This window comes from Peribacillus sp. P4_D6, assembly GCF_056401795.1.
The window spans coordinates 1-26,493 of the sequence record NZ_JBFUIQ010000023.1 but is presented as its reverse complement, the minus strand read 5'-3'; the positions used below and the strand labels follow the sequence as shown (position 1 = coordinate 26,493).

Sequence of the window (26,493 nt, the reverse complement as noted above, 5' to 3'; positions counted from 1 at the left end):
TTTCTGTACTTCCTTTATCAAACGAAAATGTTTTTCTAATATAAAGACTTTCATAAATTTAATTTCAATCTATTAATCAAAATGGAATTGATCGCTATTGCGATCATTAAAATCATTAACGCTCCAATCAGGGGTTGGACACTGAACCAAACCAAGCCAAAATGAATCGCTGTTACCAAGATCAATAATGGCAATCCATAAAGCAGGCTTATTAATACATTGGGGTTGGATTTAATTGCAGCAGATGGGTTCTCCCATTCAATACTAGGATTTTTCATATCATATAATGGTGTTAGAAGATTATAGCAAACCACTAAACAAGAAGTGATTAATAACATGACTGCATTTTCCATTTCCCAATAGCCAAATAGGGCAAATATCAAAAAGCTGATCACCACGGCTATAATACTGATGATTGATGAAAATATCACTTTAGAAAAATAAACATATTTTTCATCAAACGGGACGCTTTTCAGTAAATAATGGTATTTACCTTCTCTTGAATATGGGGTTCCGCTTATATTATTTATACAACATAAGAAAAGGACCGAATAGGAAAAGTATTTATCGAAGACTCCCTCTTTCGTTATATTCAAATTATTCGGGAATACTTCATTCTGAATCAGCAATAACATGACAAGTGAAAAGATCGGAGGCAAAAGAAGACCTAAAGCGATTTGCATCTTAAAATATGCTTCAGACTTAATGATCCATATCTCTCTTTGTAAATAGTTACTCCATTGATTTTTTGATATATTAACCTTTGAGTTTTTCATATTCGTTTTGTTGTTTCCCAATATCCCATTTTTAAAGTAATGAACAGAAATGTTCTCTATAATCATTGAATACAAAAGGAAACCTATTACCATTATCGAAATATAAATAATGAAAAATTGAACGGTTATTTCATTTGATACAAAAGCATCCAATATCCATTTGATCACTGGAATCATATTTGCAGTTTCAAATATATGTCTCATTAACAATTCCAACGAGTTTTTTAGCCCTTCAAAAGAATTCAAATCTATTTCCGAGATGACCTTTGAAATGGCAACTGATGATTTTCCTGCAAAATATACAATGGAAATAATCATAAGCGTTAGGATGATAGCAATGTTAACCATTAAGTATGCTACTTTACTTTTGAATCTATAATAATGCCTATTCATGCACGATAGGATAAAAAGCAGGAACAAGGCCGTTAAACCATTGACAATTGGTAAAAACGTGATTAATTTAATCGCTTCGATAAACTTTAGATCGACTATCAAGAAGCCTAATGTTGGCACTTGGATCATCATTGATAAGATGATCGGGACCCATAAGCTACTTAACACTTTGGCCCTTGATATTTCCTTATAGGTGAGTGGCAGAGGTGCCAATACTTTAAATTCATCATAAGAAAATATTTGTGATGTGGACAAATAGCAAACCAACGCAAAGACCAGAATGCTGGAAATCGTTAAATTATAAAACAGGAAGACCTGGGTATCTCCAAGAAAATAAACAAAGGCGTTAACGACAGTCAGCTGCAAAAACATATAAAAAACGGCTATTATCAGGACAGCCTGCAACATTGTCTGCTTGGGCATTTTATAGAAGGAAGAAACGAAAAATCTAGTTAACTGAAGTTTTTCCTTCATATACCTGAGCCTCCATAAAGGTAGATTCTAATGAACTTTCACCTATTATATTTTGTATCTCATCATGCAGGATGATTTTTCCCTCTTTTAAAATAGCCACTGTATTACAAATTTTCTCTGCCACATCCAGCAGATGCGTCGAGAAAAACACTGTACCGCCCATTTCAACATATTGTTTGATTAACCCCTTAAAAACTAAAACAGCGTTTGGATCTAATCCGTTCAATGGTTCATCCATAATGATGATCGGGGGATTAATGGTAAAAGCCGCTATCAGGGATATCTTATGCATCATTCCATAAGAATAACTTCCCATTGGCTTTTTAATGGACTCCTGCATCCCAAACCGATTGATATATTTCCCCAACCGTTCTTTGTCATCATTTCCATATAGGTTCATCAAGAAACGAATCCAATCAAATCCCGAAACATTGTTAAACACATTGATAGTATCAGGAATGAAGAAAAATTGTTTTTTATATTCTATGCCGTCTTCTTTGGTCAGGCCATTTATTTCAACCTTTCCATTTTCTGAATCTAAAATGCCTGTAATGATGTTCAGCGTCGTGGTTTTCCCTGCACCATTTGCTCCTATAAAACCTAAGGTTTCCCCTTTTTTGATTTCTAGATTTACACCATTCAAAATCTTCTTGGCCGAGTAGCTTTTCTCCAAATCTGTGATGCTTAACAAAGTTATCATCCTCCCATCACTTCATGATTAACACATTTCCATCCTCAACTTATTCATTATTGAATTTCTTTTTAGAAATCCATATGTTCGTTATCAATATCGTTACTGCCGTCCATGCAAGTGCAGCTAATGCACCCCAAACCGCTTGTGAATTGACTGTGCCTAAAATCAGTACTTCCATGGCATGCTTACTCATGCTTGCCGGATTCACATTGTCTATTACCGGAGTTAATCCAACTATGATTCTGCAGCCGAGGAGAAATACTATCGAAATTAATGCAATGATACCCTGGCTATTAAAAATGGTACTGATCATCGTCGTGAATGAAACGATGAATAGGATCCACAGCAGATAGAACAGTAAAGCCACTATTAAATCCCCAAAATCAACACTCGTAAACAAAAAAACTACATACAGATATGAAACCAAATATCCCAATGCCACACTGCAGGCAACAAACAGGTAATTGGAAATGATTTTCCCGCTTATATAAGATCCAACCGTCACAGGCCTTGTAAGTATGAAAGCAAGCATCCCATTTGCTTTATCGGATTGAACGACTCCCATCATGGAAACGATGATGATCATGACCCCTAACTGATCAAATTGAGACCCTAAAGTACTGGCAAGAACTTCGCCGCCTTTTTGGGCAGCCATGCTTGGATCAATGGTGATCCCTTGGCCCCCGCCCAGTGCCTCTAATATTGAAGGTAAATAATAGCTTACAACTGGTTGAGTTATTCCTAAAAATATAAATACGAGCGGCAGCCAAATCACTTTAAATTCACGTACCATCTGAATAAATTCCTTTTTAGCTAAAACGGCAAAGTTATTCATTTTTCCACCACCAATTTTAAGAATATCTCTTCCAATGTATCGTTATCTATTTCGAACCTGACAAGATCAACATTATGCTCCAAAGCATTCGCCAGTAACATATTCTTGTTTGACTCAATATCTTCCACTTCTATCTTCAATTTGTTCCCCATTACCTCTACACCTTTGACGAAATTCAAGCTTTTAACGTTTTCAATCCATTTTTGACTTTTAGAGGTTATGTCGACATTGATTTTATTTCCGCTATTCCTGTTCAATAATTCTGACATCGTTGTGTCCTCAATTTTTTTACCGCTTTTTATAATGACAAACCTCTCACATATTTCTTCTGCATCGCTTAATATATGCGTCGATAATAAAATTGTCGTATCTTTCTTTATCTCTTTTATGATATTCAACACTTCTCTCCGGCCGATGGGATCTAATGCCGAAACCGGTTCATCCATGACAATCAATGCCGGTTTATGTAACAGCGCCTGTGCAATGCCAAGCCTTTGTTTCATTCCGCCCGAAAAAGTCCGCACCTTTGAATTCTCTTCCCCGCTCAACCCCACTTTCGACAATATCTCTGGGATGCCGTTTAATAATTCTTCCCTCTTGATACCCGAAAGCTGCCCCATGAAAGTAAGGGTTTCTTTGGCTGTCATCCATTGAAAGAAGTTAGGGTATTGTGGTAAGTAGCCTATTTCCTTTTTCATTTTTGAAATTTTCTTACCATCAAGCAATACTTCTCCCGTACTTGGATCTATAATATCTGCAATCACTTTTATCAGTGTCGATTTACCAGCCCCATTTGGCCCAATCAATCCAACACATTCCCCTGATTGCAATTCCATTGAAAAATTATTGACCGCTGTTTTTTCTTTGAATTTTTTTGTAACATTTTTAATTTCTAATTTCATATTCTTTCACTGTCCTTTCTACCGATAACGAAGTACAGAATTGGACCGATAGTATTTGCAAAAATAATGATGAGTGTCCACAATAAAACATTTTTCCTCGTCTTTCGATTTCTGTATAAATCAATTAATGCTATAAGCACTAAAATCATTCCAATTGCAATTACCGGTAAAATGATCGGCAGAATAGACATGAAATCAATATCTTTCAATTCGTTCCATCCATAATGCAATTCCATATATACCACTCCTTTGGTAACGAAATATTATTATCATTATCGATAATGATAACATCTAATTTGGAATTTTGCACCTATTTTTTTCTTAACAAAATATTGTTTTAGTTTTTATTGTTATTTATAATGATAATATTATCATAATGAATAATAATAAAAATATAGCGATATTTATTAATTTTCATTAAATGTAGACATTTTTTAAAAATTAAAATAATTAAAAAATACTTATTATTTACTTAGAAAAAATATTTCGGTACTATTATTTTTCGAACCGTGTCATTTTCATGTAAATGACAATGATTCAAACATTACAATATATGAAGAATTAAACGTATTATTCATGACCAACAGGAAAGTTCACTAAAAATTATCCAGTTATAATTTCCAATGTGAGGAGAATAAGATGATTAATAAAGCTGAAATTTTAATGCACCCAGTAAGAATAAAGATTACCCAAGCTTTAATGAGAAATAGGGAAAATGGTTTAACACCATTAGAAATGTTAAAAATCATTAAAGATGTACCCCAAGCAACATTATATAGACATATACAGGTCCTTTTGGATTCAGGGGTCATTCGCATAGTGAAAGAGAAAAAAGTGAGATCCGTTTCCGAAAAATACTACGTTTTAAATGAAGAAGAAGCACGACTTAGCGGGGAAGAATGGAAAAAATCCTCTAATGAAAAAAAGGTGAACTATTTTTCTTATTATCAATTATCCCTTATGACCCAATATCAAAACTATCTTACTAAATTGGAAGAAAGAGACTGCGCAGAAGATGGTTCAACCTTTTCCCTTTTAGAACTAAAGCTTGATGATGAAAGCTTCCTTAACTTCCAAAATGAATTGAACGATTTAATGTTAAAATACTACAAAGCAACGAATCAAAGTGCCAAACAAGACTCTCCTATTCGAACAATCGGCGTTACAATTATTCCAGAATCCTAAAAAAATGAAAAGGCTGTTCCAAAACCTTGGACTCAAAAACGAATATTATAGAAAAAAACGTTAGGAAACATATCTATATATTCACCAACCAGTCAGATTGCAGTCCATGTTTTGAAACAGCCCTATAAATTCCATAATGGCTTACCACCCGTTATGGGACATGACTAAAAGTGAGGCACCCGCAATCAGCAACTCCCCAATGTTTCCTTGATACTGCTGTATACTTCGTCCCACAAGTGTTTTTCTTCAGCAAAAGCCGCAGTTATCTTTTTAATAACTGCTTTTTGCTCTGCCTCGAAACGTTCATCATCCTTGGCAGGCAGGTCAGACCTTAACTCCATTACGAACTCTTGTACCTTTGGTGCACGAGGTCCCCAAACAGCTTTTTCTTCACCATCCTTATCAATGAATATAAAAATGGGAATCGAACGCGCTGTTCCATTCGTTAAATATTGATCCATCAGTTCAAGATTTTGATCTCGTAAAATCATGCGAGTTTCAATATTTGCCGCTTCAGCTATATTCAGCAGTATAGGAATATTCATCATCGCGTCTCCGCACCAGTCTTCAGTAATGACAATAACTCGAAGTTCCTTCTTCTTTAATGCATCAAAAAAATCTTGGTCCTCTGCAGAAGTGGAAAAACCTTGCTGGATCGATTGTAAGTTTTCTTTATGAACTTTCATCGAAGATACAAATTCTTGAGCAGGAATCCCCTTTTCAAACCATTCATTCAGTGTCGTCATCGTATTTCTCCTAACTGTTTTTAAGTTAAAAGTACCATAAACCCCTTATTTTTTCATTGTTTCCACCCTGAAAAATAAAATTCCAAATTGGTAAATTAAAACCATGTTTCCTTTCCCGTGTAAAGGGAAAACTATACATACATTTAATAGCTTACTAACTACCTATTTTATAGTCATTAGAACATTGTTTTCTAGTTTAGGAGATGAAATTTGTGGAAGGTTTTCTCTTTGCGCTACTCCCTGCATTGACATGGGGCAGCTTAGTACTTGTTTCCGAAAAACTCGGAGGCAACTCTTATAATCAAACACTTGGCATTACAATCGGCTCATTACTGTTCGCCATCATGATGTCTTTCATCAATCCTCCGGAATGGAGCAGTCTAGTGTGGATTGTCGGCATCATTTCCGGGATAGGCTGGGCATTCGGGCAGTTATTTCAATTCAACAGCGTCAAGGAAATCGGGGTATCGAAAACCGTTCCAATCTCAACTGGACTGCAAATTCTAGGAAATACATTTTTTGCGGTCATCATTTTCAGGGAATGGAATGACAGGATTACAATCATCATCGGCATTGTTGCAATCATCTGTTTGATTACAGGTGTCTTGCTGACAAGCTATGGCGATGGTGATAACAAAAAAGAAGGAAGCATGAAAAAAGGGGTTTTTTACCTTGCCATTTCTACGGTGGGTTATGTTACATATGTCATCGTCGTCAGATGGAATGAGGTTGACGGATGGTCGGCGATCCTGCCGCAAGCAATTGGCATGTTCCTGGCTGCCTTGCTCCTTTCCATCAAACATAAACCGTTTAATAAGTATGCCGGACGGAATATCCTTACCGGAATGATGTGGGCTGTCGGCAATATCGGTCTCCTGCTCGCTAATCCCAAAGTGGGCGTGGCCATCGCATTCTCATTTTCCCAAATGGGAATCGTCATTTCCACTTTAGGCGGCATCTTTCTTTTAGGAGAGAAAAAATCCCAAAAGCAAATGGCCTTTGTCATCATCGGGTGTGTACTCGTAATTGCTGGCGGAATCATGATTGGCTTTACAAAAGAATAGTCAAAGGAGAGTTGAACGATGTATGAAGATTTAGAGAAAAAAGTCGTCGTGATCACTGGCGCGGCAAAAGGATTAGGAAAAGCCATGGCCGAAAGGTTCGGTAAAGAAAAAGCACATGTCGTATTAAATTATCACACTGAAAATGTCGACCATAAGGAAATCATCAAAACGATTGAAGCTGCAGGCGGGAAAGCTGCAGCCATTCAAGGTGACGTTTCAAAGGAAGCGGATGTGAAGAAATTGCTTTCTTTCGCTGTGGACACCTTTGGTACAATCGACATCATGATCAACAATGCTGGTATTGAAAATGAAGTGCCCAGCGAAAAATTGACTCTTGAAGATTGGCAGAAAGTCATCGATGTAAATCTAACGGGGATGTTCCTGGCAAGCAGGGAAGCAATCAGTTATATGCTCGATCATGGCATTAAGGGCAATATCATTAATATGTCTTCCGTTCATGATAGGATACCTTGGCCTCATTTTGTCCACTATGCAGCAAGTAAGGGCGGAGTCAAGATGATGACAGAAACCCTGGCACTTGAATATGCTCCTAAAGGGATCCGCATTAATAATATTTCACCTGGTGCAATCGACACACCCATCAATGCCGAAAAATTCAATGACCCGAAAGCTAAACAAGAAGTCATCAACCTGATACCGATGGGATACATCGGAAAACCGGAACAAATTGCCGCTTGTGCCGCTTGGCTCGCTTCCGCCGAATCGAGCTATGTAACGGGAATGACCTTATACGCTGATGGCGGAATGACCAAATATCCAGGTTTCCAAGCAGGAAAAGGCTGAACTTAACTTGTTAGTTTTAGTAGCGGTTGATATTTAGGAGAAAAGAATTTGAGGGACTAGGATTTCTCCTATGTCCCTCATTCCTTTGTACTCCCATTATATATGACTTTAATGATTCTAATGAAAATGCGAGATATCCCTTATTCCAAATAATTTGATATTTCTTCATTAGCAAAGCGATTTTTTGGATTCATTAATCCAAGGTGATCACGGAGAGTGTCTCCTTCATAGTCCAAGCGGAACAAACCCCTCTCCTGTAAAATTGGAACAACCTTCTCGACGAAATCCTCTAAGTCGCCTGGTAACAATGGAAATTGAAGCATAAAGCCATCTGCAGCTTTTTCAGTAAACCATACCTCCATTTCATCAGCTACTTGAGTTGGTGTACCGACAAATCTATCTCGTCTGGCAGGACTGAAAAATCTCGCATATAATTCACCCACTTTTATGTCTTCTTCACCAATAATTTTCTTCATTTCATTAAAGTTACTTTGTATGCTATTTACTAATGGAAATTCAACATCCTTCGCTGGTGTATCTAAAGAATATTTTGAAAAATCCACGTTGCCCATATAACCAGAAACGAATTTCAAACTCTCATAAGGGTCGACGAGACTTTGGAGTTTATTGTATTTTTGAATGGCTATTTCCTCGGTTTCTCCGATAATAGGGGAAATGCCGTGAAGGATGTGGAGCTCTTCCACGCTTCTTCCAAAATCCAATAAAGACGTTTTTAATTCTTGATAATATCGTTTGGATTCTTCAATGTTATCCCAATGTGTGAAAACGACTTCGGCTGTTCGAGCGGCTAATCGCTGCCCTGGTATAGACGCACCCGCTTGAATGATAACCGGCTGCCCCTGCGCCGAACGTGCGATATTCAATGGACCTTTTACCGAAAAATAGTTGCCTTTATACCGAAGCTCATGCACTTTATCAGGATCAAAAAATTGTCCCGTTTCTTTGTTATGCACAAACGCATCATCTTCCCACGAATCCCATAATCCTTGGACAACGTCGATGAACTCCTCCGCTCGTTCATAACGATGATCGTGTGCCAAATGTTTATCACGACTGAAATTCAAGGCCGTCTCTCCGGTCGCATCAGCTGTAGTAACAACATTCCATCCCACCCGTCCGCCGCTTATATGGTCAACAGAAGCAAATTGGCGAGCGAGTACATATGGTTCACTATACGTTGTAGAAGCTGTCGCCCCAATGCCGATTTTTTCTGTCGCTGCGGCTAATGCTGTAATTAGTACAATCGGATCAAATCGATTAAGTATCTGAGGATGCGATTCATGATTAATGGCCAAACTATCTGCCACAAAGGCAAGGTCAAATTTCCCTTTTTCTGCAATTTTCGAGAGTCTTTGCATAGCTTTCATATCAATACTTGCATTGGGATTTGATGCCGGATGCCGCCACGACGCAACATGCATACCTGTTCCAATCAGATAAGCAGCTAACTTCATCTGTCTGTCTTGAGCCATTTCTAATCTCTCCTTCCTTATTTATTAGAATAAATCTCCTTATAACTGCTCAATTCTTTCAAGGTAATGAATGTTGGAATATAGTTTCCATTGTAAGTCTCTTCAATAAATTTAGCCGTTTTCTCTGATTGATAGAGATCAACTAATTTTCGGTAAATTTCATTGTCTTGATCTTCACTCCTAGCCGCTATGATATTAATATAAGGCTTTGCAGTACTGCTTTCATAAATAAGAGCATCTTTTAAATTTAGTCCCGCTTCTACCGCAACTCCATTATTAATCACCGAACCAGCTGTATCTTCCATCACACGCGGGGCACTGGCACCATCGACAGGAACAATTTTGATTTTCTTCGGATTTTCCTTTATTTTGTCCTGTCCGCCATTCCCGTCAAAGTCATCCACAACCTCTAAGAGTTTTGCTTCTTGTAATAGCAATAAAGCCCTTCCCCAGTTAGCTTGGTCATTGGGCACAGCAATTTGTGCACCATTTGGGATCTCTTCCACCGATTTATATTTGCTTGAATACAAACCGAGAGGAGCAATAATTGTAGTCCCAATTGGAACGATGTCTGTATTATTGTTCGCATTAAATGAATCTAAATAGGCAACATGTTGAAAGGCGTTGATATCAATATCCCCTTCTGCCAGCGCTTCGTTCGGATCATATGCCGAAGAGAAATTAACAAGTTCAATTTCCACCCCTTCTTTTTCAGCCTGTTCCTTTAAAAATTCCCATGTTCGAAGTTCAGAATTTCTAATCCCTACCTTCACTTTCTGTTTCCCTCCTGCATTCGTTGAATCACTTGAGCAACCTGCCAATAACACCCCCAAGATAAGCAGTATAGGTAAAATGCATTTTTTCATCATTCATTCCACTCTCCCTTTGTACACTACCGCCACTACACTCTTCTAATTTTCCGTTCGAATATATTTCCTAAACTTTGTACTCCTTGAACAACAATTACTAGAATTACAACGGTGACGAATATCGTAATAGTGCTAAAGCGTTGATAGCCATATGTTATCGCTACATCTCCAAGTCCACCGCCACCTATAGCTCCTGCCATGGCTGTAGCGCCCACTAAACCAATTGTTGCAGTTGTTATACTTAGAATTAATGACGCAAAAGCCTCAGGCATTAAAAACCTGAAAATAATTTGTATCGGCGTTGCTCCCATGGCTTTCGCGGCTTCAATAATGCCTTCATCCACTTCCAATAGCGAATTCTCCACAAGTCTTGAGATATATGGGCCAATATGAAGCACGAGTGGCACAATTGCTGCTGTTGTACCAATCGACGTACCAACCATTAGTCTTGTAAATGGAATAATCGCCACAAGCAAGATAATAAACGGAATCGATCGGAAGATATTCACAATCGGATTCACGATAGAAAAAATAAATCTATTTTCATAAATATGACCTTTTCTTGTTACAACCAATAAAATGCCTAAGAATATTCCAATGATGCTTCCAAAGAAAAGTGAAATACTAACCATGTACAGCGTTTCCCACAAGGCGTTTAAAATGAGCTCTTTGCTTACTTCCATCCTTCGTAACCTCCTTCACTTTGACATTTTGATTCTTTATAAACTGTAATGCCCGATCAATTTCATCCTCATTTCCTATTATTTCAACAATTAAATTACCAAATGGGATGCCTTGTAACTCAGTAATATTGCCGAACAGAACGTTTATTTCCACATTAAACCTCTTCGCTGTTTTTGAAACGATAGGCTGCCCAGAGCTCAATCCCAAAAAATCAATTTTAAAAATTCGACTGAAATAGGCATCCTCATTGAGCAATCCATATACACTTGATGGCACTTCATCGCGAACAACCGATCGAATGAAGTTACGTGTTGTTTCTGTTCGTGGACGGGCAAAAATATCGATCACATTTCCTGATTCAATCACGCTCCCATCCTCCATCACTGCAACCCGATTACAAATTTCTTTAATCACTTCCATTTCGTGCGTGATAATTAGAATGGTAATTTTATATTCTTCATTTATCCGTTTCAACAGATTCAGGATTGATTTTGTTGTTTGTGGATCCAATGCCGATGTTGCTTCATCGCATAATAAAATCGAAGGGTTTGTAGCCAAAGCACGTGCAATCCCGACACGCTGCTTTTGTCCACCTGAAAGTTGATTTGGATAGTTCATTGCTTTGTCTTCTAGACCAACAAAACGGAGAATCTCATTAACTCGTTCTTCAATCTCTTTTTTCTTTTTTTTACTTAACAATAATGGCATCGCCACATTATCAAAGACTGTTTTGGAATTAAGTAAATTAAAATGCTGAAAAATCATGCCAATATTTTTCTTAGCTTCACGCAAATCTTTTTCAGACATCTTGGCAAGATCTTTTCCTTCTACAATCACTTCACCTGAAGTGGGATATTCAAGTAGATTCACAGTTCGGATGAGTGTACTTTTTCCGGCTCCACTAAAACCGATAACCCCGAATATATCCCCTTTTTCAACGGTTATATTAATCTCCTTTAACGCTTCAATTTTCTTCTCCCCCCCCCCCCCCCCCCCCCCCCCTTAAAACGCGGGCACGACGGCTCCTTCATATTGATCAAAAATGAATTCTTTGACCTTTTCCGTCGTTAATGCATTCGCAAGCTTTTGGATCGCTTTATCGTTTTTATTGTCTGGACGAGCAACTAAAATGTTAACATATGGTGAGTCCTTCCCTTCAATTATCAGTGCATCATCGAGAGGTTTTAACCCTCCTTCCAGAGCATAGTTTGTGTTAATGGCCGATGCTTCCACATCATCTAGCGAGTGAACTAAAAGAGGGGAATCGACTGGAATGAATTCTATTTTTTTATCATTTTTTGTAATGTCCCCAATCGTATAATCCCCTGACTTGGAAGCATCCAACTCAATGATATTATTTGCCGCAAAAAGCTGTAACGATCGCGAAAAGTTTACTGGATCTTTCGGTACGGCTACATTCGCTCCGTCTGACAATTCACCTATAGATTTAATTTTTTTGGAATAGACACCAAATGGTTCAATATGTACATCCTTCACATTAACCAAATTCAAACCACTATCTTTATTTACTTGCTCTAAGTAAGGGGTATGTTGGAAGAAGTTTGCATCCAATTCTTTGTCTGCTGTTTGTTGATTCATTTGAATACCATCTGTAGAAATCACTACATCCAGTTTCACGCCTTGTTTTTCTAAATCCGGTGCGATAAACTCTAAAATTTCTGCATGTGGTATTGAGGCTGCACCAATTTTCAAAGTCACTTCCTCATCCTTGTCTCCTTTACTCCCCGATGATGTTTGCTCATTACTTCCACAAGCTCCTAATACCAGCAATACTACTGTTAAAACCGTAACGGACAGCCATTTAATTTTCTTCAATGTTTCTCGCTCCTTTTTTATCCTTTTATATTGGAAATAACAAATATTTATCAGCTGCTTCATGCCCTCTGGATCTTTTCTATATGTTGGTCTCTTCCCCTAAGAGAAGCGGACTCAACAACTGAAAGGATTGGATCCGTTCTGCTTCTCTTCGAAGCGGTGTATGCAAAATAAATTCATCCACCTGAAAAACTTTCTGAAGTTCCTTTAAAAACCCGTTAACATATCCTGGAGTTCCAGCAATAACACTTGCGGTCTGCTCTTCTATTTCGTAAGCTTCACCAGCCTGCTTCTCAAATGACTCAGCCTGCTCACGTGATTGAACTGTCAGCGTCCGGCCACTTTGTAGATGAACTTTAAATAGTTTGTGTTCGCTTGCCAGCTCCTCTGCTTTTTGTTGGGTAGGAGCTGCCACAACCGCTACTGATACGATAAAGCGACCTTCTGGGTACTTGCTTCGGTAAGCAGAAGACGCTTCATACAGCTTGGTATCATCACTATTAATAAATCTGGCGAATACAAAATCCATTCCGAGGTTAGCGGCTAGTTGAGCGCTGTCTGAACTAGCACCAAGCAGAAAGATTTCTGGCTTTTCAGGCGGTATCGGTGTTGCTTGAATACCAGAGAGCAAGTGAAGATCATCGATTGAATTTTCAATTATCTTTCGCAATAAGGATGCACGTTCCCCAAAATCTTTTCCATCATTCACAGTTCCAAATTGTAACGCCTTTGTTGATAAAGGAAATCCACCTGGTGCTTTACCAATGCCAAGATCTACCCTGCCCGGGGCAAGAGTGGATAAAACATGAAAATTTTCAGCGACTTTATAAGGGCTGTAGTGCTGAAGCATGACACCTCCCGAACCTACACGAATGGTTGTGGTTTTCGATAATAAATAAGAGATTAATACTTCCGGTGAAGACCCAGCAACTTGTTCCATATGATGATGTTCCGATACCCAAAAACGGGTATATCCCCATTCTTCAGCTTTTTGAGCTAGGTTTACGGTTTGCTTAAGTGCATCAACTGCCGATTCCCCAGGAAAAATGAGGCTTTGATCTAATATTCCAAGCTTAAAACTCATATGACTTTCTCTCCAATCATTAATACCGAGTTAACAAATCGAATTAGTTGTTTTTAATGTAATTGAAATTCATCCTAACATTGTAAACAAGCACTTGACAACACCTTATTTGATAGGAAAATTTATTTAATTGATAAAAAAATTCTATTAATTGCTTATGAATTTGGAATGCCTTTGCCTAATAATTAACCATGCTCTCGCCTATCATGGTTTGAGGTTTATTCTTCTTACCGCTATCAGAATAGAATTAATCAATGAGAGGGAGAGGAGTCTATGAAAAGCTGGAATAAAAAAATGAAGAGTGACTATGTATGGAAGCTAAAATGGGGGGAATGTTCGCATCATGAATATGCTTTGAAATCAAATTGGACCGAAACCTTAGGAATTACAACAACAAAAGTGCTAGGCACAAAATTGTGTCTGGCACCTTTGTCATGTATATTCACCACTTACCATGGTTATATAATAAATCCTTGGCACTTTCAGATAAAAAATAAGCGGCCTTAATAATGGCATTTTCATCAATAGTAAAAGCTGGATGATGCCAGTCTTCGTTTCCGTTTGTACCAAAAAAGGCAAAGGTACCGGGGATATGTTGAAGGTAATAAGCGAAATCTTCACCACCCATTGAAGGTTCTGGATTGATTACATGCAATGATTGCTGCCGAGCAGACAAGCGGGCCATCTCTGTGACAGCTGGATGATTATGAAGCGCGGGTGGTCCAGGAAACCAACCAATCACAGGTTCCTGTGAAAAAGCAGCGGCGATATGATTCACAATCGAATAAAACTTTTCTTTTACTTCTTCGCGTATCTCAGAACTAAAGGTTCGAATCGTTCCTTCCAATATGACGTCACCCGGAATTACATTCCACGTGTTTCCACCTGTTATTCTCGTAACACTTACCACGGCACTTTCTAAAGGGGATACATTCCGGCTGACGATAGTTTGAAGAGCGGTAATAAGCTGAGCCGCTGCTGCTATTGGATCTTTTCCGTGTTGAGGGATGGCCGCGTGGCTCCCCTTCCCTTGAAGAACAATATGAAAACGGTCTACTGCCGCCATTAACGGACCATCTTTTATCCCAATGGTGCCTACAGGCAAATTGGGTTTATTGTGCAGCCCAATCACAGCCGCTACATCGTCAATTTGACCATCTTTTATCACATGTACCGCTCCACCACCTAATTCTTCTGCGGGTTGAAAAAGCAATCGCACTGTCCCGCACAACTCTGATTGATATTCTTTCAAAAGGTAGGCAGCACCTATAACGGCAGCCGTATGAAAATCATGGCCGCAAGCATGCATCACCCCTTTTACTTTCGAAGCAAATGGAAGCCCGGTTCGTTCCTCAATTGGAAGAGCATCAATATCCGCCCTTATGGCTACTGTCGGTCCGGGTCTGCCACCCTTTATATCTGCAAAAACACCTGTTTTCAATCCTGTATGACGGATTTCAATGCCCTCTTCCTCGAGCCACGTTTGTATAGATTTTGTCGTTTCAAATTCTTCATTTGATAATTCCGGATATTGATGTAAATGGCGCCGTATCGATATTAAGCGCTTTTCCAGCTCTCGACTCATACAGTCGCCTCCTTCTATAAATCCAAGCGATAGCATTTTACTAAAATATCCTGATTTTGAAATTCTTTCGTTCGATCCCGTTTAAAGCCAAACCATTCATATAGTTTAATGGCCTTATGCATCTTATCAGTAGAATGTAGATACAATCTGGACGCACCTTGCGATTTTGCATAATTTACACTAGCCTTTAATAATTCCTGAGCGATACCGCGTCCCCTTGATTCGGGATGAACGGCCAACAACCGAATGATTGGTGAAAAAATCCCAAGTTCCGGCTTTTCATATGCTTTTTCAGATGATTGAAAAAGCTGTAATGTGCCCAGGATATCCTGATTGCACTTTGCAACCAACACCTTATCAACATGTGGATTATCCAACGAGGATTCAATATTTTTTAAATATCCTTCCCAAGCTTCCGGGTTCGAATATTCATGTTCATATTGTTGATAACTTTCTACCAATAAGCGGCGCACCGTCTCTTTATCTGCTTCAATCAATTCATCGACTACGATTGTATTAATCATACGTCCTCCCTTGGCCCCTTCCTTTAATTGGCCCTTTCTTCTAAAAACGATACGGAAAAGTCTCTTGATATCCGATTTAAAAATTGTCGTGTTCGATCTTCCTTTGGCGCATTGAAAATCTCCAATGGTGAACCTTCTTCTACAATCACCCCGCCATCCATGAAAAGAACACGATCCGATATCTCTTTAGCAAAACTCATTTCATGGGTTACAATCACCATCGTGATGCCTTCCTGTGCAATTGCTTTTATGACGGAAAGCACCTCCCCAACCAACTCAGGGTCGAGTGCCGACGTTGGCTCGTCAAATAGAATGACCTCCGGATTTAAAGCAAGTGCCCTGGCAATTCCAACACGTTGCTGTTGACCTCCTGACAATTGCGAAGGAAAATGGTTATGCTTATCTCCCAAACCTACTTTTTCCAATAACAGCTCACTTTCCCGTTTCGCCTCAGCTTTCTTATATTTTTTTGTAACAATTAACCCTTCCATTACATTTTCCAAAACAGTTTTATGAGCAAATAAGTTATAATGCTGAAAAACCATTGCCGATTGTCTCCTAAGGGACAAGATTTCCCTTTTGGTCGCCTTCTTGGACTTCACCTGTATATCTCCCACTTGAACGATACCCTCTTCTGGTTTCTCCAGAAAATTCAAGCACCTAAGCAAGGTCGTTTTCCCAGATCCACTTGGTCCTAGAATGGTAACTACTTCTCCCTTGCCTATTTTCAAATTAATCCCTTTTAAAACAGGCTGCTGGTTAAATGATTTTTTTATATCTTTTAAATAAATCATTGTACTCCTCCTCGATTATAGGCAGTGGCCTTTTTCTCAATTAAAAACGAAAGCCCCTCTGCAATGATTGTGAGACCCCAATAAATTAAACCAGCAGCGATAAAAGACTCCAAAAATTTCAAATTGGTGGATGCAACAATATTGGCTGCTCCTGTCATTTCTTTTTGGGATACAATGAAAGCAATGGATGACGTATGCAGAAATCCAATGAAAATATTCGTGAAATTCGGGATGGACTGAGCAATGGCCTGTGGCAAAACAATTCGCGTCATGGCTTGAAACGAATTCATCCCCACTGAATAGGCTGCCTCCATTTGGCCATTGGAGACACTGATAATTCCCGATCTGAATATTTCTGATAAATAAGCACCCGCACTCAACGATAAGGCGGTTAAGACAAATAAAATGATCGGAATGGAATTAGATTGTATACCCAAATCAAACTTTTTTGAAATTTGATCGATTAATAATGGGAAACCGAAATAAATGAGCATTATGTGCATAATAATCGGTGTTCCTCTAAAGAAGGAAACATAGCCATTTGCAATTCCACTTAGAAATTTCACTTTATAAATCCTAATCAAGGCTACAGCGAGGCCGATAATAAAACCTGCAAGAAGAGGAAGAATCGTTAAGATAAGTGTGATCGGAAGTGCTCTAATAATCTCCTTAAAAGCAGTCCAAATGAATAATATATCAATCGTCAAGTCCTTCCCTCCTCCCTTTGTTATCCAGTAACAGACACATCTACAGATTGATGCCGATTAATGCGGTTTTCATAAAGTCTGAATATCTTCTCGAACAATAGCACGACTGCATAATAGATAACGGCCAATGAGAGATAGACTTCGAGAGCATGTGCAGTTGCGGCAATCAATGTCTCTCCCCTCCCCATCATATCCATTACGCCAATGGTAAAGGCAAGTGAGGTATCCTTTAAGGATCCGATAATAGAGTTTGCGATATTCGGAAAAGCAATCCGTATGGCCTGAGGAAGCACAATTCTAAAAAAGCTTTGACTATTATTCATTCCAACAGAATAGGCTGCTTCCGTTTGCCCATAATCGACAGCCTTAATCGCTCCCCGGAATATTTCTGCAAAATGAGCCCCATTACTTAATGCATACGTAATAATGACAAAATACAGAGCATCCATTCTTGAAATATCAATATTAATGAATAACAGGATTGCAGGCAGTCCATAAAAAACTAGAAATAATTGTATTAAAATAGGCGTTCCCCGAATGAATGAAATATATAATATGACAAATTGATTCAAGACAGGGATACGAAATACTCTCAGGATGGCTGCCGCTATCCCGATGACCATTCCTAATAAAACGGATGCTGCCAGAATTTGCAATGTTACTCCAAGATAATATATTAATGTCGGAATGAAATCGACGATTAATGAAGGATCAAATGCTTTCCCCATGCTTTAGCACCTCCGCGCTTACTACTATCTAATTAAAATCCCACTGAATAGTCTGCGCCCAGCCACTTTTTACTTAGTTCGCTAACTACCCCTTCTTCTTTCAGTTCCACAAGTGCTTCATCAATTCTCTTCTGTAAAGGCGTTTCGTCTTTTCTTAGCAAAAAGTATACTTTTGAATTAAGAAGCGGCTCACCCACAACCTTTTGCTGTGCATCTGCTTGTTTATTTAAGAAGTCGACTGCAAATGGTGTAGTAATGGTAGCATCCGCCCGACCAGTTTTGATTTGATTCTTCGTATCATCTGCGCCTTGGCCAGAATAGACAATTTCAATACCGGCATTATTTTCTTTATTATACTTTTCAAGAAAAACAGCAGAATTGCTCGTTGCACTCACTATCGCTTTTTTTCCTTTTAAATCTTTAATGGAATGGATATCATTGTTGTCCTGATGAACTGTAACTTGAAGCGGAAAGACATTGTATGGTTCTTTATTAAATAGAAATTTTTCTTCCCGTTCATCATTCACTTCCATTTGATGAGCAACAAAATCTATTTTGTTCGTTTCTAAACTTAATAATAGATTAGAAAATTCCATCGTTTTAAATTCAAATTCATATTCAGGCAGTTTTTCATCGATTTGACGAACCAACTCGACATCATACCCTGTCAGCTTACCATTACTATCCAAAAAGCAAATGTTAGGGAACTGCGTCCCTGTTCCAACAATGATTTTCTGAACTTCTTTATCTTTTGAATCCCCAGATTTTGCTGTACTGGTTGTTTCTTCTGAAGAGCAAGCTCCTAAAAAAGTTAGTAGCAGTGCCATGACAATTAATAACGTTTTTTTCATCTCAATTCCCCCGAACATTTTTAATTACTAACAATTGGTTCTTTATTTTCAATAATGCGATACAGCGTTTCATCTAGAATTTTACGAAGATACACAATTTTTTCTCCATCGTGATCTCGTTCTGCAAAAATCTCATAGCCTCTTCTTTCATAAATGGAAACAAGCCAAGGATGACGTTCAGCTGTCGCCAAATATACGGCCGGCGCTTTCACCTGTTTCCGAAGTATGTTTTCTTCCACGTAGGTTAACAAAGTCGAGCCAATACCTTTTTGTTTATAAAGGGGGTCGACTGCAAACCACCAAATGAATGGGTACGGACTGAAATGATCAGGATCATTCCATGGATGACGAACTGTCACGGTGGAAACAATTTGGCCCTTCTCCTCTAAAACATAAGTGAGATTCCGCCTAATATTATTCGTCACTAGCTGCAAATCAGCTGTCGCAGCCAGAAAGTTAATATTCAATTCCCTGATTGGTTCATAAGCCCGAAGTGTGACGTTTAGCACTTCTGGAGCATCGTTTACAGTGGCAAGACGGATTAACTGTGTCATGATTAACTCCCCTTTTCTATAACATATTATTTACACAAGAATAGTCGGATTTATTTTTGCAATCTTTCCTTAATTCAATCAGTCATACTTATAGACTCAGATTTAAGGGCGTGATATTTTTTGTTATTGTACTCGTTTGAGTACTTTTTCAAGATGAGGAATTCCAATTTCCGTAACGCTCTCATATATACTACCTCGCCCAATTTCAATAATGGGCACATACCGAACTCCATATTTGATTTCTAAAATATCTCGCCGATCATCATGATTGGTAACATCCACCGTTTGATAAGCGATCTTCTTTTCTTTTAAGTATTGTTTAACCTCTTCGCAATAGTGACATCCTTGTTTTGACCAAACGACGACAGATAACGCTTCTCCCATTTCTTATTCCTCCTTCAATTTTTCAAATGATTCTTCAATCATTGATTAATGCTTTCTTTCGCATAACGATTTTCCGGGAATGGAAGGCCCAAGTTGCCTCTTAAGGTTTCTGCTTCATATTCAGTACGATATATTCCCCTTTTTTGAAGGATAGGGATCACATAAGATACAAAGTCACTTAAAGCATTGGGAACACTTGAAGCAAAGATAAATCCGTCCGCCCCCTTCTCTTCAAACCATTGCTGAATCAGATGCGCTACTTTCTCGGGTGTTCCAATAAAAGAAGTCCGGGGTGTAGTCTCTTTAACTGCTACTTGACGGAGCGTTAACTGTTTCTCCTTGGCTTCCTGTTTAATTCGATCTGTTGTACTTCGGAAACTGTTTTTTCCGATGTCTCCGAGATCTGGGAAAGGTGCATCCAGTTCATATTGGGAAAAATCATGATGATCGAAGTATCGTCCTAAATAGTCAAGCGCCTTATCTATAGAAACCAGGTTAGCGAGTTCTTGATATTTGCGCTCCGCTTCTTCCTCAGTTGCACCAATGATTGGCGCGATACCTGGCAGAATAACAATTTCATCAGGATCTCTCCCGAATGCAATAGCCCTGTTTTTCACATCTTGATAAAAAATCTTGGCATCTCCCAAAGTTGGTTGACCTGTAAAGATTGCATCCGCTTCTTTAGCCGCAAGGTTTTTTCCAGCTTCTGATGAACCTGCTTGAAAAACGACTGGTCTCCCCTGTTTTGATCTGGCAATGTTGAGTGGTCCTTGCACGGAAAAAAATTCTCCTTTATGCTTTAATTGATGCATTTTAGAAGGATCAAAAAACTCACCGGACTCTTTATCCCGAGTAAACGCGTCATCCTCCCATGAATCCCAAAGTCCCTTGGTGACTTGTATATATTCTGATGCAATCCGATAGCGTTTGGCATGATCAGGGTGTTCTTCAATCGTTTTGTTATAGTTCAAGGCAGTACTCTCAAGAGGGGTAGTAACAAGGTTCCATCCGCCACGACCTTGACTAATGTGATCAAGTGAAGCAAATTGCCGGGCTACAGTAAATGGCTCACTGTATGAGGTGGAAACTGTTCCGACAAGCCCTATTCTTGATGTGAAAGCAGCGAGTGCGGATAAAATGGTAAGTGGTTCAAATCGATTTAAAAAATGCGGAATTGACTTCTCATTGATAAACAATCCGTCAGCAATGAAAAGTAAATCGAACTTTCCCTCTTCAGCCTTCTGGGCCTGCTCCTTATAAAATTCAAGACTTACACTGGCATCAGCTTGAATGTCTGGATGTCTCCAACCGGATATACTCCCTCCTACTCCATGAATAAGCGCTCCAAATTTTAACTTTCTCTGTTCAGACATCGATACTCCTCCTTTAATTAATCGGTTTATAGCTTCATCCCACATCTCCCCTGATTGCTGAGTCCTTTTTAATTTTGGCTCGTAACGTGTTTCACTTCAGATACTGCTAATTGAAGTGGACTCAACAATCGAAAAGATCTGAACCTTTCTGCTTCCTTTAAAATCGGCGAATGTAGGATAAACTCATCTACCCCGTACTTTTCATGTAAATTTGCTAAGACTTCTTTTACATAAGAAGGAGTTCCAGCAATAATATTGGAATCCTGTTCTTCTATTTCGTAAAGCTCCCCAGACTGCTTCCCGAATAACTCTGCTTGCGCTAAGGTTTGGACCGTGACAGAGCGACCGCTTTTGAGATGAACTTTCACAATCTTCTGATCACCTGTTAACTGTTCCGCTTCTTGTTGTGAAGGAGCAGCAATCACTGAAACCGATACCTTAAAGCTACCAGTTGGATAGATACTTTGGTAAATGCGTGCAGCATCTTCAAGTACAGTCTCATTACTGTTGATAAATCGAGCAAATACATAAGCTATCCCAAGTTCGGCTGCTAACCTGGCACTGTCAGCACTTGCACCAAGCAGAAACATCTTAGGCTTTTCGGAAGGTAGCGGTGTCGCTTGAATGCCTGCAAGCGGGTGAGTTTCATTAACTGAATTTTCGATTATTTCTTGCAGGAAAGATAACCGCTCTTCGAAATCTTTTCCATCATTCACAGTTCCAAACTGTAGCGCCTTCGTTGATAAGGGGAGGCCACCTGGTGCCTTTCCGATGCCAAGGTCTACCCTGCCTGGCGAAAGATTCGATAACACGTGAAAGTTTTCCGCCACTTTATATGGACTATAATGTTGTAGCATAACACCTCCGGACCCTACCCGAATCGATTTTGTCTGGGCTAATAAATAAGAAATCAATACTTCCGGGGAGGACCCCGCCAGCTGTTCGGCATGATGATGCTCCGATACCCAGAAACGGGTATACCCCCACTCTTCTGCATGTCTAGCCAGATTAATGGTTTGCTGTAGTGCATCAAATGCTGAAGCTCCTGGAAATATCGGGCTCTGGTCTAAAATGCCAAGCTTATAACTCATATTCTCTCCTCCGCTTTAATTCAAAGTTTACTTATGCGAATAATTATATTTTGACATATCCTATCACCTAAAACATGCTAATGGCAATGGTTTAACTAATAGAAAAAAATATTGTATTGATAGAAAATATCTATCAATTCGATTGTATATGTAATTGCTGAGTGTTTTTCTCAAAGTTCCGAATTGATAAAAGAATGTCTTTCCATAATAAAGGGGATTCCATCCCGTTATTTAAATGCGTCAGATAGATGTGCTGCTTTATCTTGATTAAATGTGACACATCCACTTCAATCAAAGTTCCCTGTTCTAACTCTTTTTTAATACATAAGAACGGTAAAAATCCGATACAGCTTCTGCTAAGAATTAGCGACTTCGCCACTTCCAAGTGATCAACCTGAAAATCAATGCGCGGCTCTACATTAGATACTTCAAAAATTTTATGAACGTGGTTCCAGTCAAGCGCACCACACTCAAAAAATACCAACGGCTCCATTGATAATTCCTGTACTGTTAGCCCAGTTCGAAGTTGAAATGGATGTCCTGGATACACGACTAAACGAATCGAATTATCAAGGGTTTTGTAATTTTGCAGACCATTATGTGTAACATCCTTCATAAAGGCTATATCAACCTGTTTCAGAAGCAATTTTTCCATTAATGCATCATTTGTTGCTGAAATAAATTTAAAGCGTAAATTGGGGTTTTCCTTTTTCCATAGAGGAAGAGCAAATGGAATAAAGTATTGCGATGTAATGATATTAGCCCCTATCGTTATTTCCTCCAGTTCGCTTCCTGTTTTCAACTGCTTTTTCCCCTGGTGAAAGGTACGAATAATTTGATCCGCAAATGGAATGAAGGCTCTCCCTTTTTCGGTTAAAATAATCCCTCTTCCTTGCCTCTCAAATAGTACTGAATCGAGTTCACTCTCAAGCGTCTTAATTCTTGCCGAAACCGTTGGCTGTGATAAAAACATTGCCTCTGCGGCTTTATGAAAACTATTAAGGTGAACAACATACATAAAAGCTTCAATATGATCAATATTCATCTTGCCCACTCCTTTTTCCAAAATGAACGCAAAAAGCTCCTGTTCGCTTATCGCGTTCAGGAGCTTTCGGTTGTCCAATCAGCTCATCTACTTATAATAATTCTTTCTCCGATTTTAATCTGATAAAACCAATAAGTAAAGTATAATTTAATTAACTTAACAAAGAATAAATCATATTTTTTTTGCATTATCTTACAATTTTATTCAAGGGACGCAATCTATTATGCAGATGAAAATTTCAGGATTCTAAGTAAATAAAACGAATAATCCCATTCTCTTACTGCCCGCTTTTCAATCCTGAGTGTGCATCTTTTTTACAAATTTGGATTGTTAAATTGTTTTTCCAAATGGACTTTTTTGATCGTTTCAGAACTTTTCCAAGCTGTCCATCCTGTCTACGTTATATTTTTTTCTCCTTATAAAATAGAAAAGAACGGTCATCCTAAGGGAGTAATTTCAATAATGACATAAGGAGAGAAACTACATGCCTCAACAGCAAATTGATATCAATCAATTAAATCAAGCAAAAGCTAACGTTACCCTTACGCAAACCTTACTTTCACAAGCAATTGAAAAATCTTCCTCGGATCCAACTTTGGCACAAGAAGCCATTAAACAAGCTGCTCAAGAAATCGCCCAAGCCCAATCTTCCGTAAATCAGGTTTATAGTACAGTACAAGCTCAGCAAGCGGAATGATTCTGGGGATTATCTCGAATAATTGATTCAAAACAAGAAGAAAGAGGCCTATATCCTAATTCAGGAATAGGCCTTTATATAACGAATGTTTATGGTGTTCCAAGCTTTTTCACCCCCACTTATTTAATGGCGGTATGCTTTGTGGGAACTTAAACGCATTGTATGGATCATACCTCGTTTTCACTTCCCTAAGCCGTTTGAAATTTTCTCCATAATACGCAGTTGGCCAATCTTTGATTAGAGTATCCGGCCAATTTACATAGTCACCGGTAGTAAATGGTGACAAGGCATGCTTCAGGTCCTTGATCCAACGAATGTTTAGCCGCTCTTCTTCTGGATTGGTCCATGTAGCCTGATACTCCTGGGCGATGATGGCATCTCGATAATAAAAAGCTGTCTCCTTTGGATCTTTAAGGCTCGCCACTCCTCCTAGGGATTGGTGCCAAATGGCTGCATTTTCATTTGGAGCATTTCCCAAAAAATGTTTCATAGTTACGATTGCTTGCTGTGGAAAAGCTTTTTCAATGAAAGATCCTGACCTCTTTCGATGCGCCGGTTGATTTCCAGCTGGATAATCAAAGAATCTTACGGCTTCAATGTATGGGACTTCCTTTATCATGACATTTATTGGTGAACCTGTTTTTGTCAAAGGCTTTAATAGCTGCTTCAATCTATGTGACGTTCCAACAAATTCACCTTTAGCAAAAATTTCGTTTGCTTCCTTTGCCTTGAATTCTATTTCTGAAGTTAAGCCTTCATCAGCTTGAGTGGCCCAATCCTGCCAGGCTTCAAACACCGCTTCGAAATCTTCCCACCCCCATGTGACGGAGAAAACGGAAACCCTTGATACGGGGGTTACCCTGAAAGTAAGAGAAGTGACTATGCCAAAGTTTCCCCCTCCTCCCCCGCAGCATGCCCAAAATAAATCACCATTGGTTTTCCTATTCGCTTTAATGAGTTTGGCTCCCCTCTTTCCACAAGCCCTTACCATTTCTATTTCAAGTAGATTGTCACAAGTAAGTCCAAAGCGCCTCGTTAACATACCTATTCCACCGCCGAGCGTAAGACCTACAACACCAACACTGCTTTCGGTCCCTGCCGGAATCGTCGTGCCATAGTTCCATAACGTATTATATACTCGCCCTAAATCAGCTCCGGCTTCAATTTTTGYGATCATTTTTTCACGATTGACCTTGATATTGTACATTTCACTAATATCTATGACTAGACCGCCATTCACTAATGAAAAATTTTCATAACTATGCCTGCCGCTCCTAACCCGGAAAGGTGCATGATTTTCCCGGGCCCACTTCAATGAATTCAACACATCATCGGAATTTTGACAAAACACAATGACCTTTGGGAATTTAGAAAAACTTAAGTTATTATTTATCCTGGCACGCTCATACTCAGCATCATTAGGTGTAACGATACGCCCGGTAAGCTTTGTTCTTTCCAAAAGATAACCCCTTCCTCGGGTAAATATGTAACATCCTATGAAAAAAACTGGAAGGAAGATACATTCCCCTTGCTATCCCTCCCTTGTTACGAGGTCAAATTAGCTACACTCGTGGAATTCGCTGTTTTACTCGTGAATTCAACGCCTTCTCGTGAATTTCGCTATTTTACTCGTGAATTCAACGTCTTCTCGTGAATTTCGCTATTTTACTCATGAATTCGACGACTTTACTCGTGAATTTCGCTATTTTACTCGTGAATTCAACGTCTTCTCGTGAATTTCGCTATTTTACTCATGAATTCGACGACTTTACTCGTGAATTTCGCTATTTTACTCGTGAATTCAATGACTTTACTCGTGAGTTTCGCCGTTTTACTCGTGAATTCAACGTCTTCTCGTGAATTTCGCTATTTTACTCATGAATTCGACGACTTTACTCGTGAATTTCGCTATTTTACTCGTGAATTCGACGACTTTACTCGTGAATTCCGCTGTTTTACTCGTGAATTCCACGACTTTACTCGTGAGTTTCGCTGTTTTACTCGTGAATTCCACGACTACACTCGTGAGTTTCGCCGTTTTACTCGTGAATTCCACAATTGATCTACAAGGACAAAAAAGGCCCTTCTCGAATTAGAGAAGGGCTTTTTACTAGAATTTCTTATCCTGAAATCTCATCATCGGATTTAACATCCAATGGTGTTCGTTTATCCATTTTCAGCATGTAATAACTTGCTATTACCAAGGCTAGGAAAACGATCCCGACAACCAAGGAAATCCTTGTACTAGGATTGATCCACATACCTACCAGCACCATCAGTAAAAAGGCTATTGTCGCATAGTTACTGTAAGGGGCCAACGG

At 38.9% G+C, this 26,493-nt stretch carries 29 protein-coding genes and 1 pseudogene; 4 read left to right on the top strand and 26 right to left on the bottom strand.

The genetic code is table 11. The annotated features are described in order from the left end of the window. Positions 1 to 50: 50 nt before the first annotated feature. From AC1DVB_RS10230 to AC1DVB_RS10210, 5 genes are read right to left on the bottom strand one after another with little or no spacing between them, the layout of a single operon-like run. On the bottom strand, positions 51 to 1,643 hold the full coding sequence (locus tag AC1DVB_RS10230) for a hypothetical protein (protein WP_095678638.1): 1,593 nt from the start codon (positions 1,641 to 1,643) through the stop codon (positions 51 to 53). Beyond that, positions 1,618 to 2,334 carry an ABC transporter ATP-binding protein gene (locus AC1DVB_RS10225; RefSeq protein WP_170946889.1) on the bottom strand — a complete coding sequence of 239 codons (717 nt, stop codon included), beginning with the start codon at positions 2,332 to 2,334 and terminating at the stop codon, positions 1,618 to 1,620. The genes AC1DVB_RS10230 and AC1DVB_RS10225 overlap by 26 nt, the downstream gene beginning before the upstream one ends. A gap of 49 nt (positions 2,335 to 2,383) precedes the next feature. Beyond that, positions 2,384 to 3,172 (bottom strand): ABC transporter permease, encoded by a 789-nt coding sequence (locus AC1DVB_RS10220; protein ID WP_095678640.1) that lies wholly within the window; start codon positions 3,170 to 3,172, stop codon positions 2,384 to 2,386. After that, positions 3,169 to 4,074, bottom strand: a complete 906-nt coding sequence (locus AC1DVB_RS10215; RefSeq protein ID WP_034305544.1) for an ABC transporter ATP-binding protein — start codon at positions 4,072 to 4,074, stop codon at positions 3,169 to 3,171. The genes AC1DVB_RS10220 and AC1DVB_RS10215 overlap by 4 nt, the downstream gene beginning before the upstream one ends. Continuing rightward, positions 4,071 to 4,310, bottom strand: coding sequence for a PLD nuclease N-terminal domain-containing protein (locus AC1DVB_RS10210; RefSeq protein WP_034305547.1), 240 nt, complete (start codon positions 4,308 to 4,310; stop codon positions 4,071 to 4,073). The genes AC1DVB_RS10215 and AC1DVB_RS10210 overlap by 4 nt, the downstream gene beginning before the upstream one ends. A gap of 403 nt (positions 4,311 to 4,713) precedes the next feature. On the opposite strand from AC1DVB_RS10210, the gene AC1DVB_RS10205 reads away from it, so the two are divergent. Then, the gene (locus AC1DVB_RS10205; protein ID WP_034305549.1) at positions 4,714 to 5,259 is read left to right on the top strand and encodes a helix-turn-helix domain-containing protein; all 546 of its coding nucleotides are present in this window, start codon (positions 4,714 to 4,716) and stop codon (positions 5,257 to 5,259) included. 185 nt (positions 5,260 to 5,444) lie between these two features. On the opposite strand, the gene AC1DVB_RS10200 is transcribed toward AC1DVB_RS10205, so the two are convergent. Continuing rightward, positions 5,445 to 6,005: a thioredoxin family protein gene (locus AC1DVB_RS10200; protein ID WP_230135350.1), complete on the bottom strand. Its 561-nt coding sequence runs from the start codon at positions 6,003 to 6,005 to the stop codon at positions 5,445 to 5,447. Between the two features lie 212 nt (positions 6,006 to 6,217). On the opposite strand from AC1DVB_RS10200, the gene AC1DVB_RS10195 reads away from it, so the two are divergent. Together AC1DVB_RS10195 and AC1DVB_RS10190 are read left to right on the top strand one after the other, a co-directional pair. Beyond that, a complete protein-coding gene (locus AC1DVB_RS10195) occupies positions 6,218 to 7,069 on the top strand; it encodes a GRP family sugar transporter (protein WP_230135349.1) in 852 nt (283 codons plus the stop codon). 18 nt (positions 7,070 to 7,087) lie between these two features. Next, positions 7,088 to 7,873: a glucose-1-dehydrogenase gene (locus AC1DVB_RS10190; protein WP_057278670.1), complete on the top strand. Its 786-nt coding sequence runs from the start codon at positions 7,088 to 7,090 to the stop codon at positions 7,871 to 7,873. Positions 7,874 to 8,013: 140 nt separating this feature from the next. On the opposite strand, the gene AC1DVB_RS10185 is transcribed toward AC1DVB_RS10190, so the two are convergent. From AC1DVB_RS10185 to AC1DVB_RS10105, 17 genes are all read right to left on the bottom strand, one after another. Continuing rightward, the gene (locus AC1DVB_RS10185; protein ID WP_057278669.1) at positions 8,014 to 9,366 is read right to left on the bottom strand and encodes an LLM class flavin-dependent oxidoreductase; all 1,353 of its coding nucleotides are present in this window, start codon (positions 9,364 to 9,366) and stop codon (positions 8,014 to 8,016) included. A gap of 17 nt (positions 9,367 to 9,383) precedes the next feature. Continuing rightward, positions 9,384 to 10,232 (bottom strand): MetQ/NlpA family ABC transporter substrate-binding protein, encoded by an 849-nt coding sequence (locus tag AC1DVB_RS10180; protein ID WP_082609436.1) that lies wholly within the window; start codon positions 10,230 to 10,232, stop codon positions 9,384 to 9,386. Between the two features lie 35 nt (positions 10,233 to 10,267). Continuing rightward, complete coding sequence (locus AC1DVB_RS10175) at positions 10,268 to 10,918, bottom strand: methionine ABC transporter permease (RefSeq protein ID WP_057278667.1); 651 nt, start codon at positions 10,916 to 10,918, stop codon at positions 10,268 to 10,270. After that, a complete protein-coding gene (locus AC1DVB_RS10170) occupies positions 10,860 to 11,888 on the bottom strand; it encodes a methionine ABC transporter ATP-binding protein (RefSeq protein ID WP_477589170.1) in 1,029 nt (342 codons plus the stop codon). The genes AC1DVB_RS10175 and AC1DVB_RS10170 overlap by 59 nt, the downstream gene beginning before the upstream one ends. A gap of 33 nt (positions 11,889 to 11,921) precedes the next feature. Next, the gene (locus tag AC1DVB_RS10165) at positions 11,922 to 12,755 is read right to left on the bottom strand and encodes a MetQ/NlpA family ABC transporter substrate-binding protein (RefSeq protein ID WP_454862373.1); all 834 of its coding nucleotides are present in this window, start codon (positions 12,753 to 12,755) and stop codon (positions 11,922 to 11,924) included. 79 nt (positions 12,756 to 12,834) lie between these two features. Further along, complete coding sequence (locus AC1DVB_RS10160) at positions 12,835 to 13,839, bottom strand: LLM class flavin-dependent oxidoreductase (RefSeq protein WP_057278666.1); 1,005 nt, start codon at positions 13,837 to 13,839, stop codon at positions 12,835 to 12,837. 442 nt (positions 13,840 to 14,281) lie between these two features. After that, positions 14,282 to 15,424: an amidohydrolase gene (locus AC1DVB_RS10155; RefSeq protein ID WP_034305569.1), complete on the bottom strand. Its 1,143-nt coding sequence runs from the start codon at positions 15,422 to 15,424 to the stop codon at positions 14,282 to 14,284. Positions 15,425 to 15,438: 14 nt separating this feature from the next. Next, entirely contained in the window at positions 15,439 to 15,948 is a 510-nt protein-coding gene (locus AC1DVB_RS10150; RefSeq protein ID WP_454862372.1) for a GNAT family N-acetyltransferase, read from the bottom strand. 23 nt (positions 15,949 to 15,971) lie between these two features. Next, entirely contained in the window at positions 15,972 to 16,742 is a 771-nt protein-coding gene (locus AC1DVB_RS10145) for an amino acid ABC transporter ATP-binding protein (RefSeq protein WP_057278664.1), read from the bottom strand. Then, positions 16,739 to 17,449, bottom strand: a complete 711-nt coding sequence (locus AC1DVB_RS10140; RefSeq protein WP_063577403.1) for an amino acid ABC transporter permease — start codon at positions 17,447 to 17,449, stop codon at positions 16,739 to 16,741. The genes AC1DVB_RS10145 and AC1DVB_RS10140 overlap by 4 nt, the downstream gene beginning before the upstream one ends. A 20-nt stretch (positions 17,450 to 17,469) precedes the next feature. Then, positions 17,470 to 18,177, bottom strand: a complete 708-nt coding sequence (locus AC1DVB_RS10135; protein ID WP_057278662.1) for an amino acid ABC transporter permease — start codon at positions 18,175 to 18,177, stop codon at positions 17,470 to 17,472. Positions 18,178 to 18,209: 32 nt separating this feature from the next. Further along, positions 18,210 to 19,028, bottom strand: coding sequence for an amino acid ABC transporter substrate-binding protein (locus AC1DVB_RS10130; RefSeq protein WP_057278661.1), 819 nt, complete (start codon positions 19,026 to 19,028; stop codon positions 18,210 to 18,212). 20 nt (positions 19,029 to 19,048) lie between these two features. After that, on the bottom strand, positions 19,049 to 19,582 hold the full coding sequence (locus AC1DVB_RS10125; RefSeq protein ID WP_057278660.1) for a GNAT family N-acetyltransferase: 534 nt from the start codon (positions 19,580 to 19,582) through the stop codon (positions 19,049 to 19,051). A 123-nt stretch (positions 19,583 to 19,705) separates the two neighbouring features. After that, positions 19,706 to 19,966, bottom strand: a complete 261-nt coding sequence (locus AC1DVB_RS10120) for a glutaredoxin family protein (protein ID WP_057278659.1) — start codon at positions 19,964 to 19,966, stop codon at positions 19,706 to 19,708. Positions 19,967 to 20,004: 38 nt separating this feature from the next. Beyond that, positions 20,005 to 21,339: an LLM class flavin-dependent oxidoreductase gene (locus AC1DVB_RS10115; RefSeq protein ID WP_057278658.1), complete on the bottom strand. Its 1,335-nt coding sequence runs from the start codon at positions 21,337 to 21,339 to the stop codon at positions 20,005 to 20,007. A gap of 68 nt (positions 21,340 to 21,407) precedes the next feature. Continuing rightward, entirely contained in the window at positions 21,408 to 22,430 is a 1,023-nt protein-coding gene (locus AC1DVB_RS10110) for an LLM class flavin-dependent oxidoreductase (protein ID WP_057278657.1), read from the bottom strand. A 133-nt stretch (positions 22,431 to 22,563) separates the two neighbouring features. Further along, positions 22,564 to 23,475, bottom strand: coding sequence for a LysR family transcriptional regulator (locus AC1DVB_RS10105; protein WP_477589141.1), 912 nt, complete (start codon positions 23,473 to 23,475; stop codon positions 22,564 to 22,566). A gap of 484 nt (positions 23,476 to 23,959) precedes the next feature. Between AC1DVB_RS10105 and AC1DVB_RS10100 the strand changes: the two genes are divergently transcribed. Beyond that, positions 23,960 to 24,172, top strand: coding sequence for a hypothetical protein (locus AC1DVB_RS10100; RefSeq protein ID WP_034305596.1), 213 nt, complete (start codon positions 23,960 to 23,962; stop codon positions 24,170 to 24,172). Positions 24,173 to 24,281: 109 nt separating this feature from the next. Here AC1DVB_RS10100 and AC1DVB_RS10095 read toward each other — a convergent pair whose 3' ends face one another. The 3 genes and pseudogenes from AC1DVB_RS10095 to AC1DVB_RS10085 form a co-directional block, all read right to left on the bottom strand. Then, entirely contained in the window at positions 24,282 to 25,631 is a 1,350-nt protein-coding gene (locus AC1DVB_RS10095; protein WP_477589139.1) for an FAD-binding oxidoreductase, read from the bottom strand. Between the two features lie 384 nt (positions 25,632 to 26,015). Then, the gene (locus AC1DVB_RS10090) at positions 26,016 to 26,228 is read right to left on the bottom strand and encodes a hypothetical protein (protein ID WP_477589137.1); all 213 of its coding nucleotides are present in this window, start codon (positions 26,226 to 26,228) and stop codon (positions 26,016 to 26,018) included. Between the two features lie 64 nt (positions 26,229 to 26,292). After that, a pseudogene (locus AC1DVB_RS10085) lies at positions 26,293 to 26,493 on the bottom strand (amino acid permease); the annotation flags it as partial.

Bases quoted from the DNA above. Each gene is read 5' to 3' on its own strand.
- AC1DVB_RS10230 (WP_095678638.1), bottom strand. From the start codon at position 1,643: ATGAAGGAAAAACTTCAGTTAACTAGATTTTTCGTTTCTTCCTTCTAT.
- AC1DVB_RS10220 (WP_095678640.1), bottom strand. From the start codon at position 3,172: ATGAATAACTTTGCCGTTTTAGCTAAAAAGGAATTTATTCAGATGGTA.
- AC1DVB_RS10215 (WP_034305544.1), bottom strand. From the start codon at position 4,074: ATGAAATTAGAAATTAAAAATGTTACAAAAAAATTCAAAGAAAAAACA.
- AC1DVB_RS10210 (WP_034305547.1), bottom strand. From the start codon at position 4,310: ATGGAATTGCATTATGGATGGAACGAATTGAAAGATATTGATTTCATG.
- AC1DVB_RS10205 (WP_034305549.1), top strand. From the start codon at position 4,714: ATGATTAATAAAGCTGAAATTTTAATGCACCCAGTAAGAATAAAGATT.
- AC1DVB_RS10200 (WP_230135350.1), bottom strand. From the start codon at position 6,005: ATGACGACACTGAATGAATGGTTTGAAAAGGGGATTCCTGCTCAAGAA.
- AC1DVB_RS10190 (WP_057278670.1), top strand. From the start codon at position 7,088: ATGTATGAAGATTTAGAGAAAAAAGTCGTCGTGATCACTGGCGCGGCA.
- AC1DVB_RS10185 (WP_057278669.1), bottom strand. From the start codon at position 9,366: ATGGCTCAAGACAGACAGATGAAGTTAGCTGCTTATCTGATTGGAACA.
- AC1DVB_RS10180 (WP_082609436.1), bottom strand. From the start codon at position 10,232: ATGAAAAAATGCATTTTACCTATACTGCTTATCTTGGGGGTGTTATTG.
- AC1DVB_RS10175 (WP_057278667.1), bottom strand. From the start codon at position 10,918: ATGGAAGTAAGCAAAGAGCTCATTTTAAACGCCTTGTGGGAAACGCTG.
- AC1DVB_RS10160 (WP_057278666.1), bottom strand. From the start codon at position 13,839: ATGAGTTTTAAGCTTGGAATATTAGATCAAAGCCTCATTTTTCCTGGG.
- AC1DVB_RS10155 (WP_034305569.1), bottom strand. From the start codon at position 15,424: ATGAGTCGAGAGCTGGAAAAGCGCTTAATATCGATACGGCGCCATTTA.
- AC1DVB_RS10150 (WP_454862372.1), bottom strand. From the start codon at position 15,948: ATGATTAATACAATCGTAGTCGATGAATTGATTGAAGCAGATAAAGAG.
- AC1DVB_RS10145 (WP_057278664.1), bottom strand. From the start codon at position 16,742: ATGATTTATTTAAAAGATATAAAAAAATCATTTAACCAGCAGCCTGTT.
- AC1DVB_RS10135 (WP_057278662.1), bottom strand. From the start codon at position 18,177: ATGGGGAAAGCATTTGATCCTTCATTAATCGTCGATTTCATTCCGACA.
- AC1DVB_RS10130 (WP_057278661.1), bottom strand. From the start codon at position 19,028: ATGAAAAAAACGTTATTAATTGTCATGGCACTGCTACTAACTTTTTTA.
- AC1DVB_RS10125 (WP_057278660.1), bottom strand. From the start codon at position 19,582: ATGACACAGTTAATCCGTCTTGCCACTGTAAACGATGCTCCAGAAGTG.
- AC1DVB_RS10120 (WP_057278659.1), bottom strand. From the start codon at position 19,966: ATGGGAGAAGCGTTATCTGTCGTCGTTTGGTCAAAACAAGGATGTCAC.
- AC1DVB_RS10115 (WP_057278658.1), bottom strand. From the start codon at position 21,339: ATGTCTGAACAGAGAAAGTTAAAATTTGGAGCGCTTATTCATGGAGTA.
- AC1DVB_RS10110 (WP_057278657.1), bottom strand. From the start codon at position 22,430: ATGAGTTATAAGCTTGGCATTTTAGACCAGAGCCCGATATTTCCAGGA.
- AC1DVB_RS10105 (WP_477589141.1), bottom strand. From the start codon at position 23,475: ATGAATATTGATCATATTGAAGCTTTTATGTATGTTGTTCACCTTAAT.
- AC1DVB_RS10100 (WP_034305596.1), top strand. From the start codon at position 23,960: ATGCCTCAACAGCAAATTGATATCAATCAATTAAATCAAGCAAAAGCT.